The organism is Kitasatospora sp. NPDC096204 (assembly GCF_044763205.1).
Taxonomy (GTDB): domain Bacteria; phylum Actinomycetota; class Actinomycetes; order Streptomycetales; family Streptomycetaceae; genus Kitasatospora.
Genome location: NZ_JBIWFT010000066.1, coordinates 1 through 20,149, shown reverse-complemented (window position 1 = coordinate 20,149; position 20,149 = coordinate 1). Strand labels below are relative to the sequence as shown.

Here is a 20,149-nt window from a genome sequence, read left to right as displayed (position 1 = left end):
GCGGGCGGAGGAGGCGGTTGGCGGTAGTGCCGATCATAGGCGGAGCGGAACGGCGTGTTCCGGCGGGTGACGTGCGGGTGCGGCGCGGGAGCGGTGCGGGCGGGGGTGACGGGAGGCGGACGACGGGAAGCGGACGGGGCTCGGGGGCTCGGCGGCACCGGCGCGCCGGAGCGCACCGGCGAACCGGGCTCGGGTGGTACCCGGGCGGGGGCGGCGCGCTCGACCGGCGCCGCCGGACGCATAGGATTGCTCGACGTGACTGACTCCGGAAGCTCCGATTCCCGCAGCCCGCTCGAAAGCCCGGACGAGGGCGGTCCGATCGACGACGCGGCCGCGCCGCCGGACGGCGTCTGGGACGTCGTGGTGGTCGGCGCAGGACCGGCCGGATCCTCGGCCGCGTACGCCGCCGCGGCCCAGGGCCGCCGGGTGCTGCTGCTCGACAAGGCCGAACACCCCCGGTACAAGACCTGCGGCGGCGGCATCATCGGCCCCTCCCGGGACAGCCTCCCGCCGGACTTCCGGCTGCCGCTGCAGGACCGGGTGCACGCCGTCACCTTCGCCTACGACGGCAGGTACACCCGGACCCGCCGGTCCAAGCGGATGCTGTTCGGCCTGGTCAACCGGGACGAGTTCGACCTGCGCCTGGTGCAGGCGGCCAAGCAGGCCGGGGCGGTGCTGGTCACCGGAGTGACCGTCACCGGTGTCGAGCAGCGCGGCGGCGGGCACCGCACGGCGCTGGTGACGGCGGGCGACGGGCGCACCTTCGAGGCCCGCGCGGTGGTCGGCGCGGACGGCAGCGCGAGCCGGATCGGCCGGCACGTCGGCGTCACCTTCGACCAGATCGACCTCGGCCTGGAGGCGGAGATCCCGGTGCCGGCGCAGGTCGCCGCCGACTGGGCGGGCCGTATCCACCTCGACTGGGGCCCGCTGCCCGGCAGTTACGGCTGGGTGTTCCCGAAGACCGAGACCAGCAGCCTGACCGTCGGCGTCATCTCGGCGCGCGGCGACGGCGAGCGGACCAAGCAGTACCTCGCGGACTACATCCGCCGGCTGGGCCTGTCCGGGTTCACCCCGCAGGTCGAGTCCGGGCACCTGACCCGCTGCCGCGCCGAGGACTCGCCGCTCTCCCGCGGCCGGGTGCTGGTCGCCGGGGACGCCGCCGGACTGCTGGAGCCGTGGACCCGCGAGGGCATCTCGTACGCGCTGCGCTCGGGCCGGCTGGCCGGCGAGTGGGCGGTGAAGGTGGCCGAGGCGGGCGACGCGGCGGCGGTGCGGCGCGAGGCGCTGAACTACGCGTTCGCGGTCAAGGCCGGGCTGGGCGTGGAGATGCGCGCGGGCAAGCAGCTGCTGAACGCCTTCGAGCGGCGGCCGTACCTGTTCCACGCGGCGGTCTGCCTGGTGCCGGCCGCCTGGCGGGCCTTCGCCCGGACCACCCAGGGCCAGACCTCCTTCTCCCAGGTGCTGCGGCAGCACCGGGCCGCGCGGCGGCTGATGGCGATGGCCTCGCGGTAGTCAGGGTCGTCGCGATGGGGCCGGCGCCCCTCCCCGGTGCGGGGAGGGGCGCCGGCCCCGTTCGGTTCGTGACGCCGTTCCGTTCGCGGCGCCGTTCCGGAGCTACTTGAGCCCGGTGTCCAGCGCCGACATCAGGGTGCCGGACGGGGTGTCGCCGGACATCTCCCAGATCATGCCGCCGAGCAGGTTCTTCGACTTGAGGTAGGCGGTCTTCTGCGAGATCGACCAGGCGTCGTCGAAGCTCCACCACTGCCCGCCGGCTCCCGTGTAGCCGTACGTCGCAACGGACTTGGGGTCGTGGTAGACCTTGAGGCCGGAGAGGCCGGTGATCAGGTTGTTGTACCCGCGGGTCCCGGCCTCGTCGCTGAACTGGCCCGGTGCGGCGCCGTTCGCGGACTGCCAGGCGCCGTTCGCGCCGCCGTCCGCGACGCTCTGCCAGCCGCGCCCGTAGAACGGGAAGCCGATGGTCAGCTTGCGCGGGTTGACGCCGGCGTTCAGGTACGTCTGGACGGCCGCGTCGATGCTGAAGTGGGTGGTGTAGGGGTCGTTCGGGTCCTGGTAGAGGTTGGAGGCGTGGCCGGTGCGGTTCGGCTCCCAGGAGTTGTCGCTGCCCGAGCCGTGGAAGTCGTAGCCCTGGACGTTGGCGATGTCCAGCGAGCCGAAGATCTTCGAGAGGTCCCAGCCGGCGGCGACCTTCGCCGGGTCGGCCGGGGTGAAGGCGGTGAGCAGCTTGTGCGGGCCGCCCAACGCGTCCAGCTGCTTGCGGAATTCGGCCAGCAGCAGGGTCAGGTTGTTCTTGTCGTCGGCGCTCCAGTGGTTGCCCGGGTGGCCGTCGCCGGAGCCGGGCCACTCCCAGTCGAGGTCGATGCCGTCGAAGATGCCCGCGGCCACGCCGTCGCCGCCGGCGCCGTTGTAGGCCGGCAGGTTGCCCTTGATCCAGGTGTCGACGCAGGACTTGACGAACTTCTGTCGGGACGCGTCGGTGGCGGCGGCGTCGGAGAAGTACTTGGAGTACGTCCAGCCGCCGAGCGAGACGACCACCTTCAGGTTCGGGTACTTGGCCTTGAGCTTCTTCAACTGGTTGAAGTTGCCGCGGAGTTTGCCCCAGCCGTCGTCGGCCACGCCGTCCACCGACTGGGCGGCGCTCATCGCCCGGCCGTAGTCCGCGTCGGCGTCACCGGCGCCGGTGCCCTGGTCCGGGTCCTCCGGGTTGCCGCTGGTGCCCTTGGTGACGCCCGCCAGGCAGGTCAGGTTGACCGGATCGATGTTCTCGAAGGCGTAGTTGATGACGTCGAGCTTGGCGGCGGCGCCCGAGGTGTCCAGGTTCTTGACGAAGTACTGGCGGCCGTAGATGCCCCACTGGACGAAGTAGCCGACCCGGGCGTACTTCCCGGCGCCGACCAGGTCCGAGGTGGTCACGGTGAGCGGGGCGGAGGCGGGCGAGGCGTTGTCGGCGGCGTCCCGGGCCTTCACGGTGAACGTGTAGGCGGTGGACGGCGAGAGGCTGCCGACGGTCGCGCCGAGCGTGCCGCCGGTGACCGTCGCGACCAGGGTGCCGCCCTGGTAGACGTCGTACGCGGCGACCCGGACGTTGTCGGTGGCGGCGTTCCAGGCGAGCGTCACGTCCGTCGAACCGACCGTCGTGGCCCGGAGGTTGGCCGGTGCGGTGGGCGGCGAGGTGTCCGTGGAGGGGTCGAAGGTGGACGCGGTGACGGACGCGCTGAGCGGGCCGGTGTTGCCGCGGCTGTCCTTGGCCCGGACGCTCAGGGTGTACGCGGTGGCCGGGGTGAGGCCGCCGACCAGCACGCTGGTGGACGGGCTGGAGGCGAGCACGGTGCCGCCGCCGAGCACGTCGTAGGAGGCGACCGGGAAGTCCCCGCCGGTGGCCGCCGGCCAGCTCAGCGCGAGCGTGTGCGCGGTGGACTCGGTGACCGTCGGGGCGCCCGGGGCGGACGGTGGGGCGTCCGCCGTGCCGTCGCACTTGTCGCCGTTGACGCGGCAGTTGAGCGGGGTGGAGACCGGGCCGTTGCCGACGAACCAGAAGCTGTACGGCTCGGTGGTGCTGTGGGCGTTGACGGTGGAGTTGTAGAACGCGGCCGCGGCGGTGACGTGCCGGCCGTTGACGGTCGCGGTGCCGTTGTAGCTGTTGCCGATGGTGACGCCGGCCGGGAGGTCGAACTCCAGGGTCCAGCCGCTCACCGCGGTCGCGTTGTCGTTGTGGACGATGTAGGTGCCCTGCCACCAGGAGCCGTTGTCGGCGGTGGTGAAGGTGGCGGTGAGCTTCCCGGCGGCGTTCGCCGGGGCGGCCAGCGCGGTGAGCGCGGCGAGGGGCAGGAGCAGGACGGAGAGCAGCGCGAGCAGTCTGCCGCGCACGCGCGGGCGCCCGGCCCGGGATCGAGCGGACATGGTTCTCCCTGTGGCTGTGGGGGTTGAACAGGGTGACGTAGAACCTTGGTTGATCCGTGATTGGTCCGTGTGCGATCGATGCCTGTGCCGTGGGGAGGCAAGGCATGGGAACTGTAGGAGGACTGGACCAATGCGTCAACAGGTCTGTACCACTGGGAGAGGGCGTGGGGCGGCTCCGCCGACTAGTCCCGGACGAGCGCCATCGCCTCGATCTCGATCAGCACCTCGGGCAGGAACAGGGCCGCCACCTGCATGGCGGAGGAGGCGGGCAGCGGGCTGGAGCCCAGGTACTCGTCGCGGGCCTCGCGGATGGCCGGGAGGTGGGCGATGTCGGTCATGAAGTAGGTCAGCTTCACGACGTCGTCGAAGCCGGCTCCGGCGGCGGCCAGGCAACGGCGCAGGTTCTCGAAGATCTGCCGTGCCTGTGCCTTCGGGTCACCCGCGCCGACCAGGTTCCGGTGCTCGTCGAAGGCGACCTGGCCGGACACCAGGACCAGTCGGCCGCTGCCGGTGACGACCTGGGTGTAGCCGGTGCCGGGGGCGACACCGGGCGGCTCGGTGATGTGGGTGAGGTGAGAGGCGGTCATGACGCGGATCCTGGTCCACGGTCCCTCGGGTCCGCAAGCCCCGGCCCCGCCGCCGCGGCGGCTCGGCGCCCCACCTCGGGCAGTTCGCGCAGGAACGGCAGGTCGGCGGAGGGGGTATCGGCGACCGGCTCCGGTCGTCGGACGGGTCGGCTCTGGCCGAGCGGCGGGTGGGCGTGCCAGAGTCGTCCGGGCGTCGTCCGGGCAGCCCCGGGCCGCGTCCGCAGTCCGACCCACCCTCAGCCGGAAGGCAGGCCCCGCCGATGACCAGCGCAGCGCCCCTCGTCCACGTCAGCACCGCCGACGCCGTCACCACGCTCACCCTCGACTCGCCGCACAACCGCAACGCGCTGTCCACCCGGCTGATGGCCGAGCTGCGCGCCGGGCTGGCCACCGCCGCGGCCGACCCGGAGGTCCGCGCGGTGGTGGTCGGGCACACCGGCAAGGTGTTCTGCGCGGGCGCGGACCTCTCCGAGGCGACCGGCGCCGACCCGACGGTCGGCCCGCGCGGCCTGGTCGAGCTCCAGCGGGCGATCGTCGACTGCGCCAAGCCGGTGATCGCCGTCATCGACGGGCACGTCCGGGCCGGCGGCCTCGGCCTGGTCGGCGCGGCGGACCTCGCCGTCGCCGGACCGGCCTCGACCTTCGCCTTCACCGAGGTGCGGCTCGGTCTCGCGCCCGCCGTCATCTCGCTGCCGCTGCGCCCGAAGCTGGACCCGCGTGCCGCCTCCCGCTACTACCTCACCGGCGAGGTCTTCGACGCCGTCGAGGCCGCCCGGATCGGGCTGATCACCAGCGCCACCGACTCCGCCGAGTCCACCGGCGTGGTTCTGAAGGGCCTGCTGGACGCGCTGCGCCTGGGCTCCCCGCAGGGCCTGGCGGAGTCCAAGCGGCTGGCCAACGCCGAGGTGGTGCGCTCCTTCGAGCGGGACGCGGACGAGCTGGTGGAGCTGTCGGCGCGGCTGTTCGGCTCGGAGGAGGCGCAGGAGGGGATGCGGTCGTTCCTGGAGAAGCGGCCCGCGCGCTGGGTGCGCTGACGGCGGGTCCCCGGGCGGGCCCGCGCCGCGCCCGGGGAACGGCCGTCGCGATCAGATCGCGGCGTCCCTCCAGAGGTCGAGCAGGCCCTCGTCGCCGATCGCCTGGACCTTCCCGGCCTGCCGGGCGGGCAGCCGGTTCCACAGCAGCACGTAGAGCTCGTCGGCGGGGCCGGCGAGGGTCAGGTCGGCCGGCTCGGAGCCCCCGTCGGTGGTGACGGCCGGCGGCTCCTGGGTGATCGTCAGGTGCCAGGAGCCGGCGCCGTCGGTGGCCCGGACCCGGAGGGTGCGCGGCCGGTCGCTGCGCAGCTTGGACCGGCTGCCGGCCATGAGGCCGCGCAGCAGTTCGTCGATGCCGTCCAGGGCGAGCGTGGTGTCCACGGTCGGACCGGGTACCCCGGCGGCCGCGTCGGCGTCGTGGCGGTGGATGGCGGTCTCGTGGGCCTGGCGCCGGGCCCAGAACGCCAGCGGACTGGGGGCGGGGAGGAAGCTCCAGCACTCCACGTCGGCGGGCGCCGCGGTGAGCGTGTCCAGCAGGGCGGCGTGGCCCTCGCGGTACCAGTCGAGCAGTGCGGCGTCCGAGGGCAGCGGCCCGACGGCGGCCTGCGCGTCCGCCTCGCCCAGCGGTTCCCGCAGGCCCCGGGAGGGGAACGCGGCGGCCCAGCGGTGCACGGAGCCGATGTGCCGCAGCAGGTCCGCCAGCTGCCACTCGGGGCAGGTCGGAACGGGGGCGGGCAGTTCGGTGCGGGCCGCGGCCTCGGCGAGCCGGGTGCCCTCGTGGCGCAGCGCGTCGATGTGCTCGGTGATCTCCATGGGACGGAGTCTTCCACCGCGGTCGGCCGAGGGCCGTGGATTCCGGACATTCCTTCGGACCTTCCGGACGGCTCCCGGCGGACGGGCGGATGCTACGGGCCGGTAACGTGAGCGCATGCCGATAACCCGTTCCCTGTTCTCAGCCGTCCGGACCGGTGGCCGCCGCGCCGCCGGACGCCTCGTCCACCGGGGCTGGCGCTGGGTGCAGCGGACCGGCGCGGTCACCAACCGCAACCCCGGCCCGTACCGGTTCGGCGAGCTGGGGGACGGCACGACGCTCAGCTTCCCGCTCGGGGCGGTGTTCAACGAGCAGTGGATCACCGTCGGGCCGTTCTCGATCATCGGCGAGCGGGTCACCATCAGCGCCGGGTTCCTGCCCGGGCTCGACCTCGGACCGGAGCCGATCGTGCGGATCGGCGGCGGCTGCGTGATCGGCCGGGACAGCCACATAGTCGGCCACCAGTCGATCGTCATCGGTGACGACGTGTGGACCGGTCCGGGCGTGTACATCAGCGACCAGGCGCACGAGTACCGGGACACCGAGCTGCCGATCGGCAAGCAGTGGCCGCGCAACGAACCGGTGGAGATCGGCGCGGGCAGCTGGATCGGCACCGGCGCGGTGATCCTCCCGGGGGCGCGGATCGGCCGCAACGTGGTGGTCGCGGCGGGCGCCGTGGTGCGCGGCGAGGTGCCCGACCACAGCGTGGTCGCCGGCGCGCCGGCCAAGGTGGTGCGCCGCTGGACCGAGGAGGACGGCTGGCAGCCGCCGCTGCGCCACGACGCTCCGCAGCCGGTGCCGGACGGTGTGACCGCGGAGCAGCTGCGTGCCCTGGTCGGCTGGGACCTGCGGCTGCCGGGGGAGCAGGACTGACCTCGTCGGCCGGGTGCCATGGACGGGCCTGGGGGCCCTGGGCGGGGTTGGGGGGCCTTGGGGGCCCGGGGGCCGTGGCCGGCCCCGGGCGGGCGGCTTCGAACTAGCCGCTGAGGGAGGACTGTTCGGCCGTGCGGGCGGCGACGGCGGCGGTGATCCGCGGGACGTCGGCGGGGCGGCTCGGGTCCAGGCCGGTCAGCGCGGTGATTCGGCGCAGCCGGTAGTCGACGGTGTTCGGATGCAGGTGCAGGGCGCTCGCGGTGTGCCGGCGGTTCAGGCCTCCGGCCAGATGGGTGTGCAGGGTGATGAGCAACTCCCCGGCCCCGGCAAGCGGTTCGAGCAGGGCGGCGAGCCGGGAGCGGGCCTGGCTGGGCCGGGTGAGCTGGTACTCCAGCAGGAGGTCGTCCAGCCGGTGCAGCCCCGGCGGTCGGCCGAACGCCCGTGCCACGTCCAGGACTTCGTGGGCGAGGGCGGCCGCTGTGGGCACGTCGGCGGGGCCGGCCGAGGCGGCTCCGGCCAGTACGGGAGCGCCGGCCGCCCTGGCGGCCGCGGCGAGGGCGGCGGCGAGCAGTGGCCAGGGCGGCTCGCCGGTGTTGTCCTCGCCGGTGTCGTCCTCGGCGGTGTCGTTCTCGGCGGGGTCGTCCTCGTTCGGGCCGGGTGACGGGCCGAACGGGATGAGCACCATGCCTCCCGTGGGCGTGAGCGCGGTGAGTGCCGACTGCCGGGTGCGGTGGTCGAGTTCGGCCTCGAAGCGGTGGAGCTTGCGGCGGGCGGCGATGCCCTGGTCGACGCCTGGGGCGTGTTCGTCGGGGTGGTCGGCGACGGACAGGCAGAGCACGGCGTACCCGGCGGGCAGCCGGAGCCCGGCGCGGTCGGCGGCCTCGTCGTAGGAGGTGCCCGCGAGCAGCGCGCCGAGCAGGGAGTGCCGGGCCGCGCCCCGCCGGTCGGCGGTCGGACGCCGGCCTTCCAGGAAGCCCGCACCGGCGGCGGTGGCTGCCTGGCGGAGCTGGTCGAGCAGCAGCCGGTTGAGGACGCGCAGGTCGGCGGTGTCGCCGTCCCGGGCGTGCCGGGTGGCGAACTCCCAGCAGACCTCAAGCCCGAGATGATGGGCGAGCAGGACGGCGTCCAGTGGCAGGCCCTCCTCGGCGCGCCGGGCGGCTGACTCCCGGACGGCGGCGAACTCCTCGGCGGAGGCGGGGAGTCCGGTCCGTACGGTGTGGGCGAGGGCGCGGATGCGGCGCTCGGCGTCCCTGGTCAGTTCGCCGGCGAGTTGTTCGCGGGGCAGCCGTCGGTAGACCGGTACCCTCTCCAGCAGGGCGGAGACCACGGCCTCGGCCAACTCCCGTGAGCCGCCGAGTAGCCGCTGGTCGGCCGGGAGTCCGCCGATCACGGGGACGCGCCAGTGCGGAGTCCGGCCGGTGGCGTTCGGGGGCGTGCAGTCGGGTGCGTTGTGACCGGTCACAGAGAACACCGTCCAGGTCTGGGGGACGCCCAAGGGCCGGGCCGGAGGGGCGACCGCATGATGGAGCCCTCGGGTTACCTGTTGGTAACAAACTTCCGCTGTGGAGGCAACAGTTGAGAACCCCACTTCTCCGCTTCTCCGCAATTCCCCTGCGGGGCAGGGTCGGTGGTGCGCTGGGCGTGCTGCTGCTGGCGGTGGCGCTGCTGGCCGGTGCGACGGTGTCGCCGACCAGCGCGGCCGCCGTGGCTGCTTCGCCTGCCGGTTCGGCCGCCGCCCCGCCCGCTGCTTCGGTGGCTGCTCCGGACGCTGCTCCGGCCGAACTTCCGCCGGACGGTGACACGGTGGCTTCGCCGCCGGGAGCCAACGACTGGACCTGCCGGCCGAGCGCGGCGCACCCCGACCCGGTGGTCCTGGTGCACGGCACCTTCGCCAACCGCTACGAGAACTGGCTGGCGCTCTCCCCGCTGCTGAAGAGCCTCGGGTACTGCGTCTTCGCCCTCGACTACGGGACCGTCCCCGGCGTCACCTCCACCGGCAGCGGCCTGCTGCTGCCGATCGGCGGCCTCGGGCCGGTCCCGGAGTCGGCGGCCCAACTCGCCTGGTTCGTGGACCTGGTGAGGAACGCGACCGGTGCGGCCAAGGTCGACATCGTCGGACACTCGCAGGGCGGCATGATGCCGAACTACTACCTCAAGTTCCTCGGCGGCGGGTCCAAGGTCGGCAGGATGGTCGGGCTGGCACCGTCCAACCACGGCACGACGCTCGACGGGATCGTCAACCTGACGTCGTTCTTCCCGGGCGTCACGGACCTGGTCTACTCGCTCTGTCAGGCCTGCCGGGACCAGGCGGTGGGCTCCGACTTCAACCGGCTGATGGCCTCCCGGCCGGACACCGTCCCGGGCGTGAGCTACACGGTGGTCTCGACGGTCTTCGACCTGGTCGTCACCCCGTGGCAGACCCAGTTCCTGAACGGTCCTGACGTCGACAACCAGGTGGTGCAGGCGCACTGCCCGGTCTCGCTGGTGGAGCACGTCGCGATCGCGTTCTCGCCGACGGCGCTGCACCTGGTGACCAACGCCCTGGATCCGGCGCACGCCACGCCGGTGCTCTGCGGGTGACGCGGTGGCGGCGCTCCCACCTCCGGGACGGTCCGGGAGGCGGGAGCGCCGCCCTTCACCCGGTGTGCCGGTCTTCCTCCGGCTGCCGGTCGGTCGGCTGTCAGGGGGCGGTGCGGAAGGTGACGACGGCGGTGGTGCCGTCCGGGATCAGCTCGTACACGTCCGGGGTGTCGAGCAACGCGGCGTCGTGGCGGGTCAGTTCGATGCCATCGACGGTCGCGGTGCCGGCGAGGCAGACCAGGAGGACGGTGCTCCCGCCCGGGACGCCGACCGTGGTGGCCGCGGTCGCCATGCTCACCGCTGCCTCGATCCGCCCGCGACGCGTCATCACGTTGAAGTCCACCACCGGGCCGGCCGGCAGTCGGCAGTCGGTGGTGGCGTCGCCGGAGAAGGCGAACGGCCGGAACGGCGCGTCGACCAGCTGCTCGGCGCCGTCGACGGTGAGCACCATGCCGGCGCCCTCGACCAGGGTGATCACCCGGTCGATCCCGGGGAACGCGGAGAACGGTCCGGCCGTGGCGACGTCCGCGAGGCTGACCCGCCAGTCGAAGGCGTCCAGCCCGGCTCCGGCCGGGAACCCGGCGACCTCCCTGGTCACCCCGCCCCCGTTGAGCCACGCCGTCGCCGGGCGCTCGCTCGCCCGCAGTACCTGGAAGCGTCCGCTGGTCGTCATGGCCCCGCATCCTGTCATATGGCGGGTGACGGCTGACAGCTGACAGATTTCATCAGCTGTCATCTGTCATCTGTCATCTGTCAGCTGCTATCCGTCGTCCGTCAGCTGTCGGGTGTCACCCGGTCGTCCGCCGCGGGCCGTCGGACCGACAGCGGCAGGAGCGCCGCCACCGTGGCCGCGAGCGCGACCGTGGTGAGGGCCAGTGGCAGTCCGGCCGCGTCCGCCAGGAAGCCGATCACCACCGGGCCGATCAGCATCCCCCCGTAGCCGAGCGAGGAGGCGAACGCGACGCCCTGCGGTCCGCCCGCCGCGCCCGCCCGGGCGAGCGCGAGCGGGAAGAGGTTGGCCAGGCCGAGGCCGACCAGCACGAAACCGCAGATCGCCACCGGCACCACCGGGGCCAGGGCGGCGACCAGCATGCCGGCCGCCGCCGTCAGCCCGCCGAACAGCATCAGCCGGGTCTGGCCGAGCCTGATGGACAGCCAGGTGCCGCCGACCCGACCGCCGGCCATCGCGAACGCGTACGCGCCGTACCCGGTGGCGGCCACCACGGAACTCGCATGGACGTCGTCGGACAGGTGGAGCGTGGTCCAGTCGGCGATCGCGCCCTCGCCGTACGCGGTGCAGAGCGCGGTGAGACCGAGCAGCAGGACGAGCAGCCGGGTGCGGCCGACGGCCGAGCCCGCGCCCCCTCCCGCGCGGCCCGCGCCGCTCGTACGGCTCGCCCGGTCCGGCGCGACCTGCTCCGCCGCCGGGCTGCGCAGCAGGACGACGCCCGCGGCGATGGTGACGGCCGTGCCCAGCACCGCGCTGAGCGCGAGCGCCCACGCGGTGCTCAGCGGTCCGGCGACCAGCCCGCTGACGCCGGTGCCGGCCAGTCCGCCGAAGCTGTACCCGGCGTGGAAGCTGGGCATCACGGGCCGTCGCAGCTGCGCGACCAGGTCGACGGCGGCGCTGTTCATCGCGACGTTGGCCCCGCCGTACCCCGCGCCGAACAGCAGCAGCACCCCGCCGAGCGCCGTGACCGAGTGGGCGTGCGCCGGCAGCAGGACGGCGAGGCTGAGCAGGGCGAGCGAGCCGACGGTGACCGGGCGCGGGCCGTACCGCAGGCAGAGCCGGCCGACCGTCGGCATGGTGAGGACGGCGCCGATGGACAGGCAGAGCAGGGCGAGTCCGAGGGCGCTGTGCGAGGCGCTGACCTGGCTGCGGATGTCCGGGATGCGGACGACCCAGGCGGCGAAGAGGAAGCCGTCGACGGCGAAGAACGCGGTGAGGGCGACACGTGCGGGCCCCCAGGGGCTGTCGGTCGCCGGGGGTGTGCTGCGAGACTGGGAGGAGGGGGCGTCGGGTCTGGTGCGTGAACCGATTTTGTTTCGAAGCGACACAAAGTCACAATAGAGGCGTGCAGCTCTCACCATCAAGCCCGAGGCCCGGTACCGGGAACGACTCCGACGCGCAGCGCGACAGCCACCGCCGCGCGGCTCCCGACCGGGGCCGGACGCTGCTCGGCCCCGCGCTCTCGCTGATCCACACCGGCCAGGCGCCGACCCGCTCGGCGCTCACCCGCGCGCTGGACGTCACCCGGGCCACCGCCGGCGCGGTCACCGCCGAGCTGGAGGCGCTCGGGCTGATCACCGTCGACTCGCGCCCGGCGGGCGGCGGCCGGGGGCGCCCGTCGCACCGGCTCGCGATCGACCCGCAGGGCCCGGTCGTGGTCGCCGGGCAGATCCACGCCGACGGACTGAGCGTCACCCTGGCGGGCCTCGGCGGGCTGCTCGACCCGCCCCTCCACCTGCCGCTGCCCGCCGCCACCGACCCGGTCCGGATGCTGCGCGCCGTCGCCGTGGCCGGCGCCGAGCTCGCCCGCGCGACCGACCGCCGCTGCCTGGGTGCCGCGCTCGCGCTGCCCAACCCGGTCACCGAGCCGGACGGCACCGCCCTCGCCGCGCTGCACTTCGCCTGGCCCAGCGGCACCCCGGTCGCCGACCTGTACGACGTCGAGGTCGGTCGCGCCGACCACGGCCCGAACGCGCTGCGCCCGCTGCCCGCCGCGGTCGCGAACGACGCCAACCTGGCCGCGCTCGCCGAGTACCGGCACGGCGCCGGCCGCGGCGCCCGCCACCTGCTCTTCGTCACCTCCGGCCACCGCGGCGTCGGCGGCGCGCTGGTCATCGACGGCCACCTGCACACCGGTAGCGCGGGCCTCGCCCTGGAGGTCGGCCATCTGACCGTCGACCCGCAGGGCCGGCCCTGCATGTGCGGCAACCGGGGCTGCCTCAACTCGGAGACCGACCCCGACGCGCTGTTCGCCGCCGCCGGACTCACCCCGGAGCCGGGGCGCCCGCTGCTCGACCAGGCGCGCGAGCTGTGCCGCGCGGCCGCGACGGACGACCGGGCGCGGGCAGCGGTGGAGCACGTCATCGACCGGCTCGGACTGGGTCTGGCGGGCGTCGCCAACATCCTCAACCCCGACCGGGTGGTCCTCAGCGGGCTGCACCTCCACCTGCTGGAGGCCGCACCCGACCGGCTGCGGTCGGTGGTCGCCGAGCGCAGTCTGTGGGGGCGCAGCGGGCGGGTGCCGATCGTCGGCGCGGAGTTGGCGCACGGTGCGCTCGCGGGTGCGGCCGAGCTGGGCTGGGGGCCGTACCTGGCGGACCCGCAGTCGGTGCCGGTTCAGCCCTGAGAGCGATAAGCGGAAGCTGGCTCTTCGGAAACGGTCACTTATCGTGACTCTCATACACTCGTAGTGAGCAATCGGGGGGTCACCACGAGGGAGACAGCGACCATGAGCACCAAGCCCGGCATCGAGCCGACCGCCGACGTCGACCGCTCCGACCCGGAGTACCGGGCCTGGCTCAAGGAGGCGGTGCGCAAGGTCCAGGCCGACGCCAACCGCTCCGCCGACACCCACCTGCTGCGGTTCCCGCTGCCGGCGGAGTGGGGGATCGACCTCTACCTCAAGGACGAGTCCACCCACCCGACCGGCTCGCTCAAGCACCGCTTGGCCCGTTCGCTCTTCCTCTACGGGCTCTGCAACGGCTGGATCCGGCCCGGCAAGCCGGTAATCGAGGCCTCCAGCGGCTCCACCGCCGTCTCCGAGGCGTACTTCGCCCAGCTCGTCGGCGTGCCGTTCATCGCCGTGATGGCCAAGAGCACCAGCCAGGCCAAGATCGACCTGATCCAGTTCCACGGCGGCGAGTGCCACCTGGTCGAGCGCTCGGACGAGGTCTACGAGGCCTCCGCCCGCCTCGCCGAGGAGACCGGCGGGCACTACATGGACCAGTTCACCTACGCCGAGCGGGCCACCGACTGGCGCGGCAACAACAACATCGCCGAGTCGGTCTTCGCCCAGCTGCGCCTGGAGCCGCACCCCGAGCCGGCCTGGATCGTGGCGACCGCCGGGACGGGCGGCACCTCGGCGACCATCGCCCGGTACGTCCACTACATGCAGTACGACACCCGGATCTGCGTCGCGGACCCGGAGAACTCCTGCTTCTACGACGGCTGGGTGCGCCACGACCCGGACGCCGTCTGCGAGAGCGGCTCGCGGATCGAGGGCATCGGACGGCCGCGGATGGAGCCGAGCTTCGTCCCGGGGGCGATCGACCGGATGATGAAGGTGCCGGACGCCGCGTCCATCGCCGCGGTGCGGGTGCTGGAGCAGGTGCTCGGCAAGAAGGCGGGGGCCTCCACGGGGACGGGTCTCTGGAGTGCGCTGCGGATCGTCGCCGAGATGCGGGAGGCCGGGCGGACGGGCAGCGTGGTCGGATTGATCTGTGACCCCGGGGACCGCTACCTGGACAAGTACTACTCGGACGACTGGCTGGCGGGCGAGCGGATCGACATCGCGCCCTACCGGGCGGCGCTGGAGTCCTTCCTGGCCGACGGCATCTGGAAGGCGTGACGCGAACGGGTGCCAGCTGACGGATGACAGTCGACAGATAACGGATGACAGCTGACAGAGTCTGAAATCTGTCAGCTGTCAGCTGTCAGCTGTCAGCTGTCATCCGTCGGCTGTCCCCGACCGCGGCCCTACGGCAGCGGTGCCGTCGGCAGGTCGGCCGGAACGAGCAGCTGGAGCTCCTCCGTGGACGGGTCCGTGAGGTGGGCGATGCGCACCGCGTGCCGCTCGACCATGGTCTCGAAGACCTGCCGAGCGGTGCGCCCGTTGCCGAAGTTCGGTCCGCGCTCCAGCCCCCCGAAGTGCTCCAGCAGCGCCTGCTCCGTCTCCTCGGAGAGCGCGTACTCGTGCTCGGCGCACTGCGACCGGGCGATCTCCAGCAGCTCGTCCGCCGTGTAGTCGGGAAAGCCGATGGTGCGTGAGAAGCGGGACGAGACACCGGGGTTGGCGGAGAGGAAGCGCTCCATCTCGGCGGTGTAGCCCGCCACGATGACGACCACCTCGTCCCGGTGGTCCTCCATCAGCTTGACCAGGGTGTCGATCGCCTCGCGCCCGAAGTCCCGGGCCCCGTCCTCGGGCGCGAGCGCGTACGCCTCGTCGATGAAGAGCACCCCGCCGCGCGCCCGGTCGAAGGCGGCCGCGGTGCGGATCGCGGTGGAGCCGATGTGCTCGCCGACCAGGTCTACCCGGGCCACCTCGACCAGGTGTCCGCGCTGCAGTACGCCGAGCGAGGTGAGGATCTCGCCGTACAGCCGGGCGACGGTGGTCTTGCCCGTGCCCGGTGCCCCGGTGAAGACCAGGTGCCGGCGCAGCGAGGGCGCCTTGAGCCCGGCCTGGCGGCGGCGCCGGCCGACCGAGATCAGGTCGATCAGCGTGCGCACCTCCTGCTTCACGGTGGCCAGTCCGACCAGCGAGTCCAGCTCGGCGAGCGCCTCCTCGGCCGGGCGGCAGTCCGGGATCGGTGAGATCGCCGCCGACGCGGCGCCGGACGTCGCCAACGCCGAGACCGCCGCGGTCAGTTGGGCCGTCCGCGGCGCCGGCACGTCGGTGGACCCGTACGGCGACCCCAGCCCCGGGCCGCGCCCGGCCGCCGGTCCCGACCCCAGTCCGGGCCCCGCCCCGCCACCGGGAGCGGCGGGAACGGCCGGCACCGGAGCGGCCGCGACGTCGTCCGAGATGCACCCCTCCGTGACCGGACCGGGCTCGGAGAACTCGAACCCGGCCCGCTGGTTGTGCTCCGCCCGGCACCGGGTGAGCTGGGTCCGGCAGCCGTCGATGATGTGGAAGCCGAAGCCCTTGCCATGGGAGACCCGGCAGTCCTCGAAGGTGCCCCGTCCCTGGGCCGAGACGTACACCCCGGCGTCCGTGCTGGCCCGTACGGTGCAGTCGCGCAGCACCGGGTCGGCGCCCTTGGTGACGATCACGCCGGTGGCCACGTCGGAGATCTCGCAGTCGGTGAGCAGTCCGCCGCTGCCGTGGTCGCGGAACCAGAGCCCGGTGCCCGCCTCCTGCACCCGGCAGGAGGCCAGGGAGACGGTGGCCCCGCCGCTGACCGAGACTGCCGAGCTGCGGATCCGGCTGAACGAGCAGCCCTCGGCGGTGGCGGCGGAGTCCCGGTCGAGGACGAACAGGGCGTCCGGCAGGTCGTGCAGCGAGCAGTCGGTGAGGGTCAGCCGGGCGCCGTCGCTGACCCACAGCGCCGGGTACTCGCCGGTCGAGCCGTGGATCTGGCAGGAGTCGGCGACGGCCTCGGTGCCCTGGTCCCAGACGGACAGCGCCCCGCGCCCGAAGTCCCTGACGGTGCTGTGCGCGAGGCTCAGCCGGGCGCGTCCGCGCAGGTCGGCGCCGTTCTCGGGCAGGTCGTGCACCCGGCAGCCGGTGAGCACCAGCTCGGCCTCGCCGTCCAGGGTCAGACCGTTGCCGGTGACCCGGTGGATCTCGCAGTCGACCAGCCGGCCGCCCGCCTGCGCGTCGGCCTGCACGCCGCTGCCGCGGATCTCGTAGATCTCGCAGCCGGTCAGCTCGGCCGCGCTGCCGGGGTCGGAGAGCAGGACGCCGGCACCGGAGGCGTGGTGGATGCGGCAGCGGTCCAGGGCCGCGGTGGCGCCGCCGAGGACGGCCAGTCCGGCCTGGCCGGCGGCGGCGACCTCGCAGTCCTCGAACGCGGCGGCGGTGTCCGCGCCGCGCAGGCGCAGTCCGAGCCCGCCCGGGTTGGTGACCACGCAGCCGCGCAGGGTCGGCCGGGCGCCGCTGGCGACCTCGATCCCGGTGGCCGAGCGGGTCTCGATCCGGCAGCCGCTGAAGGCGGGGGCCGCCTCCGGTCCGGTGACCAGGACGGCCGGGGTGGAGCTTTCGCCGCCCTCGACCACCAGGTCGCGCACGGTCGCGGCGGCGGTCACGGTGAGCGCCACCCCGGAGGGCGGGTCGATCCGGACCGTCCCCGGGCCCTGGGCGGGGACGATCGTCACCGGTTTGTCCAGCAGCACGTTCTCCCGGAACGTGCCCGGCCGGACGGTCACGGTGTCGCCCGGTTCGGCGGCGGCCAGGGCCTCCGCGAGCGTGTCGTACTCGCCCGCGCGGCGACGCCAGCGGGATGCGCTGTCCTGGGTGACCCGGACCCTGTGCTCAGCCATGACGGTCTGTCGTCCCCACCTTCGTCGAGCCGGCGATCATCGGGCCGAACGCGCGGGTGTGCGCGGGCCGCCCGCCCACCGTAGCGCGCCCACGTGGGTGGTCCGGCCGTCCGCGGTCGCGCGGACACCGGTAGCGCTCAGCGCCGCCACAGGTTCCGACCACTTGTTTCAACGAGCGCGCACAGCGGTGGTTCCGTCCGGGACGCGCCGGTTCCGGAGCACGGCCCGCGCCCGGCGCCCGCCCGTGCGCCCGGCGTCCGCCGGTGCCCTCGGCGTCCAGCCGTGCCCTCGGCGCCTGCCCGAGCCCTCAGCGTCCGTCGGCGGGCCAGTGCGCCCCGTCCTCCAGCACCTCGACCTCGTCGCCCAGCCGCAGCGTGCCGAGCGCGTCGCCCTCGACCCCGGCCGGCCGCTCGGGGATCAGGTTCTGGCCGAACGCGGCCTTGTTCATCAGCCGGTGGTGCTTGGCCAGGGTGCGCAGCGGTTCCTTGCCGCGCCGCTCGCCGGTCTCCTGGTCGGTGGTGGTGACCACGCAGCGGCCGCAGGGCTTGACCACCTTGAAGGTGACCGAGCCGATCCGGATCCGGCGCCAGGTGTCCTCGGCCCACGCCTCGGCGCCGCCGACCACCACGCTCGGGCGGAAGCGCTCCATCGGCAGGGTCTCGTGGCCGTCCGGGTGCTCGGCGGCGATCAGTTCGTTGAGCCGGTCCAGCGAGGCGGTGGTGGTGAGCAACAGGGGGAAGCCGTCGGCCATCGAGACCCGGTCGCCGGCCGCGCCGTACTCGGGGTCGACCGGCCGGGCGCGCGGGTCGTCCAGGTACACCAGGCGGTAGTCGCCGAGGTGCTCGGCGATCCACCGGTGTGCCTCCTCGGAGGCCTGAGCGGCGTGGAAGCGGGTGCCCCAGACCTCGACGTCGGCGAGCGCGTCGCCGGACGCGACGGCGGGGGCGGGGACCTCGATCCGGGAGCCGTCGGGGGTGGTCAGGGTGAGGACACCGTCGGGCAGCAGTCCGGTCCGGATCTGTCCGAGGGCAGGGTTCTCGCGCTGGCTGACGAACCGCCCGGTCGCGTCGGCGAGCATCCAGCGGCGGTCTCCGGCCAGCCCCCAGGGATGGACCACGGCGCTCTCCGGGCCCAGGCGGTACATCGACTTGACGGGATAGACGTGGAGTCCGGTGAGGTGCATTCCCCCATCCTGCCAGCCGGCCGGCCCGGGCCCGCAGGTCAGGGGCCCCGTATGCGCACGGACCGCCCGGGACGCCGTGGGGGGCGTGCCGGGCGGTCCGTGGATGACCCGTTTCTCCGTTCGCCCGGCGTACGGGGGGCGCCGGGTGCTGCTCAGGTGGTGCGGGTGCGGGCCGCGTGGGGGGACGGCCTCGGGGCGTCAGCGGTTCAGTAGCCCTGGCCCTGGGGCTGGTAGCCGCCCTGGAACTGACCGGGCTCGTTGTACCCGCCCGGGCGCTGCGGCTGCATCGGGCGGACCGGCGCGACCGGCGCCATCGCCGGGCGCAGCTGGGCGCCGCCGAAGGACTGCTCGCCGCCCTGGCCCTGGAAGCCGGGGCCGCCGGCGGTCGGGCCGCCGAAGGACTGCTGGCCGCCGAAGCCCTGCGGAGCGGCGGGCTGGCCCTGGCCGAGACCGCCCGGGCCGCCGGCCGGCTGCGCGCCGAAAGACTGCTGGCCGCCCTGGGCGCCGATGAAGGTGTTCTGGCCGCCGAAGCTCTGGCCGCCGGTCGGCTGGTAGCCGCCGCCGGTGGACTGGGTGAAGGCCGGGGTGCCGGTCTGCGGTCGCTGGTACGGCTGGGGGGAGCCGTAGCCGGGGACCGGCGGCTGCGGGGCGGCGTACGCCGGCGCGGGCTGCGCGGGGATGTACGCCGTGGCGGGGCCGGCGGAGGGACCGCTGCTCGGGCCGGGGCCCAGGGCGAGGCGGGCGGGCGGCAGCGCGGGGAGGTTGCTGCCGGCACTTTCGTACCCGTTGCCGTACCGGTTCTCGTGGGACTGGCCGAGGCCGGATCCGTAACCGGAGGACAGTGCCGGCGGGAGGGCGGCCGGCACGTTGATGGGCGCGATCTGGGGGACACCGCGCTCAGCCACGAGGCTGTCGTAGATCGGCGTTCCGGAGGAGAAGGACGGAGAGGGGTAGCCGACTCCGTCGTAGGAGCGGGGCGAGGTCATGGGGCATACGGTAAGCCCACAACGCGCCTGCTGAGGAGAGCGGGAGGGGGAGCAGTTCGAGTGTTTACACAGTCTTCGCTCGCACAAAGGTTTCGAAAGTAGGAAAGCCGGACATTCCGGCGTCCGGTTCCGGACAACCTTGGCGCCCCGTCAGTGATCGAACAGTGCCCGGACGGAGGCCGTGGAAGGCCTTGTGGTGACCGGCCAGTGGACGGTCGGGGGCCCTGCGGAGAAACTTTTTCCGGACGGGCGTGCGCGGGCGCGTTCGAGCCCCCGCCGTGGGGGCGACGGGGGCTCGTGAATGTTTCGGGAATAAAGTCCCCGTCAGTTTCTCCGGGGGGTTCGAGCCGGGCCCGCGACCTGCGCAGTCGGCCCGATGCGGGGCCGGTGCCGACCGGGTGACGGCCCGGCGTCCGCCCGGTTCCCGCGGTCAGTGCGACTGCAGCGCCTGGGCCTGTGCGGGCAGGCCCGGCTTGGCGACCTCGGAGGTGCAGAAGGAGCACCGGGTCGCGGCGGCGGGGATGGGGCTCAGGCACTCCGGGCAGTCCACCTTCACGGCCGGGGCGGGCTTGGCCGATTCGAAGCGGGCCTGGAGCTTGCCGACCGGCAGCACCACGGCGAAGTAGATGACGGCGGCGGTCAGGACGAAGCCGATGACGGCGTTGACGAAGAGGCCGTACGGGAACCGGGTGCCGGCCACGTCGAAGGTCTTCTGGGTGAAGTCGCCGACGGCACCGGACGCGACGCCGACCAGCGGGGTGAGGAAGGCGCTGACGAACCCGGTGACGACGGCGGTGAAGGCCGCGCCGATCACGATGCCGACCGCGAGGTCCACCACGTTTCCGCGCAGCAGGAAGCTACGGAATCCCTTGAACACCCCTGCGTTCCGCGTAATTCAGGGGATCTGGAGTCCCTGCCGCGTTGAAGGTGCAGGTCAGCTGGTTGGGGGCTGGTGACACGGTCGGATTCGCCT

General features: G+C 73.7%; 16 protein-coding genes. 6 read left to right on the top strand and 10 right to left on the bottom strand.

What is annotated here, in order from left to right:
- Nucleotides 1–255: 255 nt before the first annotated feature.
- Nucleotides 256–1,512, top strand: a complete 1,257-nt coding sequence (locus tag ACIQ87_RS38990) for a geranylgeranyl reductase family protein (RefSeq protein WP_402416842.1) — start codon at nucleotides 256–258, stop codon at nucleotides 1,510–1,512.
- A gap of 102 nt (nucleotides 1,513–1,614) precedes the next feature.
- Here ACIQ87_RS38990 and ACIQ87_RS38985 read toward each other — a convergent pair whose 3' ends face one another.
- Both ACIQ87_RS38985 and ACIQ87_RS38980 read right to left on the bottom strand, forming a co-directional pair.
- Nucleotides 1,615–3,918: a glycosyl hydrolase family 18 protein gene (locus tag ACIQ87_RS38985; protein WP_402416840.1), complete on the bottom strand. Its 2,304-nt coding sequence runs from the start codon at nucleotides 3,916–3,918 to the stop codon at nucleotides 1,615–1,617.
- A gap of 182 nt (nucleotides 3,919–4,100) precedes the next feature.
- Nucleotides 4,101–4,505 (bottom strand): RidA family protein, encoded by a 405-nt coding sequence (locus tag ACIQ87_RS38980; RefSeq protein WP_402416839.1) that lies wholly within the window; start codon nucleotides 4,503–4,505, stop codon nucleotides 4,101–4,103.
- A gap of 260 nt (nucleotides 4,506–4,765) precedes the next feature.
- Between ACIQ87_RS38980 and ACIQ87_RS38975 the strand changes: the two genes are divergently transcribed.
- The gene (locus ACIQ87_RS38975; RefSeq protein ID WP_402416837.1) at nucleotides 4,766–5,539 is read left to right on the top strand and encodes an enoyl-CoA hydratase family protein; all 774 of its coding nucleotides are present in this window, start codon (nucleotides 4,766–4,768) and stop codon (nucleotides 5,537–5,539) included.
- Nucleotides 5,540–5,590: 51 nt separating this feature from the next.
- Here the strand turns inward: ACIQ87_RS38975 and ACIQ87_RS38970 are convergent, their stop codons facing one another.
- A complete protein-coding gene (locus tag ACIQ87_RS38970) occupies nucleotides 5,591–6,349 on the bottom strand; it encodes a maleylpyruvate isomerase family mycothiol-dependent enzyme (RefSeq protein WP_402416835.1) in 759 nt (252 codons plus the stop codon).
- Nucleotides 6,350–6,464: 115 nt separating this feature from the next.
- Between ACIQ87_RS38970 and ACIQ87_RS38965 the strand changes: the two genes are divergently transcribed.
- Nucleotides 6,465–7,220 (top strand): acyltransferase, encoded by a 756-nt coding sequence (locus tag ACIQ87_RS38965; protein WP_402416833.1) that lies wholly within the window; start codon nucleotides 6,465–6,467, stop codon nucleotides 7,218–7,220.
- 103 nt (nucleotides 7,221–7,323) lie between these two features.
- On the opposite strand, the gene ACIQ87_RS38960 is transcribed toward ACIQ87_RS38965, so the two are convergent.
- Complete coding sequence (locus tag ACIQ87_RS38960; protein WP_402416832.1) at nucleotides 7,324–8,682, bottom strand: PucR family transcriptional regulator; 1,359 nt, start codon at nucleotides 8,680–8,682, stop codon at nucleotides 7,324–7,326.
- Between the two features lie 113 nt (nucleotides 8,683–8,795).
- On the opposite strand from ACIQ87_RS38960, the gene ACIQ87_RS38955 reads away from it, so the two are divergent.
- Entirely contained in the window at nucleotides 8,796–9,800 is a 1,005-nt protein-coding gene (locus ACIQ87_RS38955; protein WP_402416830.1) for an esterase/lipase family protein, read from the top strand.
- 100 nt (nucleotides 9,801–9,900) lie between these two features.
- On the opposite strand, the gene ACIQ87_RS38950 is transcribed toward ACIQ87_RS38955, so the two are convergent.
- Both ACIQ87_RS38950 and ACIQ87_RS38945 read right to left on the bottom strand, forming a co-directional pair.
- A complete protein-coding gene (locus ACIQ87_RS38950; RefSeq protein WP_402416828.1) occupies nucleotides 9,901–10,473 on the bottom strand; it encodes a HutD family protein in 573 nt (190 codons plus the stop codon).
- 101 nt (nucleotides 10,474–10,574) lie between these two features.
- Entirely contained in the window at nucleotides 10,575–11,891 is a 1,317-nt protein-coding gene (locus tag ACIQ87_RS38945; RefSeq protein ID WP_402416826.1) for an MFS transporter, read from the bottom strand.
- On the opposite strand from ACIQ87_RS38945, the gene ACIQ87_RS38940 reads away from it, so the two are divergent.
- Nucleotides 11,876–13,156, top strand: a complete 1,281-nt coding sequence (locus ACIQ87_RS38940) for an ROK family protein (protein WP_402416824.1) — start codon at nucleotides 11,876–11,878, stop codon at nucleotides 13,154–13,156. The genes ACIQ87_RS38945 and ACIQ87_RS38940 overlap by 16 nt on opposite strands.
- A gap of 102 nt (nucleotides 13,157–13,258) precedes the next feature.
- Nucleotides 13,259–14,377 carry a PLP-dependent cysteine synthase family protein gene (locus tag ACIQ87_RS38935; RefSeq protein WP_402416822.1) on the top strand — a complete coding sequence of 373 codons (1,119 nt, stop codon included), beginning with the start codon at nucleotides 13,259–13,261 and terminating at the stop codon, nucleotides 14,375–14,377.
- Nucleotides 14,378–14,505: 128 nt separating this feature from the next.
- On the opposite strand, the gene ACIQ87_RS38930 is transcribed toward ACIQ87_RS38935, so the two are convergent.
- From ACIQ87_RS38930 to mscL, 4 genes are all read right to left on the bottom strand, one after another.
- Nucleotides 14,506–17,007: a right-handed parallel beta-helix repeat-containing protein gene (locus ACIQ87_RS38930; RefSeq protein ID WP_402416820.1), complete on the bottom strand. Its 2,502-nt coding sequence runs from the start codon at nucleotides 17,005–17,007 to the stop codon at nucleotides 14,506–14,508.
- Between the two features lie 307 nt (nucleotides 17,008–17,314).
- Nucleotides 17,315–18,190, bottom strand: coding sequence for an MOSC domain-containing protein (locus ACIQ87_RS38925; protein WP_402416817.1), 876 nt, complete (start codon nucleotides 18,188–18,190; stop codon nucleotides 17,315–17,317).
- 206 nt (nucleotides 18,191–18,396) lie between these two features.
- Nucleotides 18,397–19,176, bottom strand: a complete 780-nt coding sequence (locus tag ACIQ87_RS38920; RefSeq protein WP_402416815.1) for a DUF6643 family protein — start codon at nucleotides 19,174–19,176, stop codon at nucleotides 18,397–18,399.
- 430 nt (nucleotides 19,177–19,606) lie between these two features.
- Nucleotides 19,607–20,053: a large conductance mechanosensitive channel protein MscL gene (gene mscL, locus ACIQ87_RS38915; protein WP_402416812.1), complete on the bottom strand. Its 447-nt coding sequence runs from the start codon at nucleotides 20,051–20,053 to the stop codon at nucleotides 19,607–19,609.
- Nucleotides 20,054–20,149 lie beyond the last annotated feature (96 nt).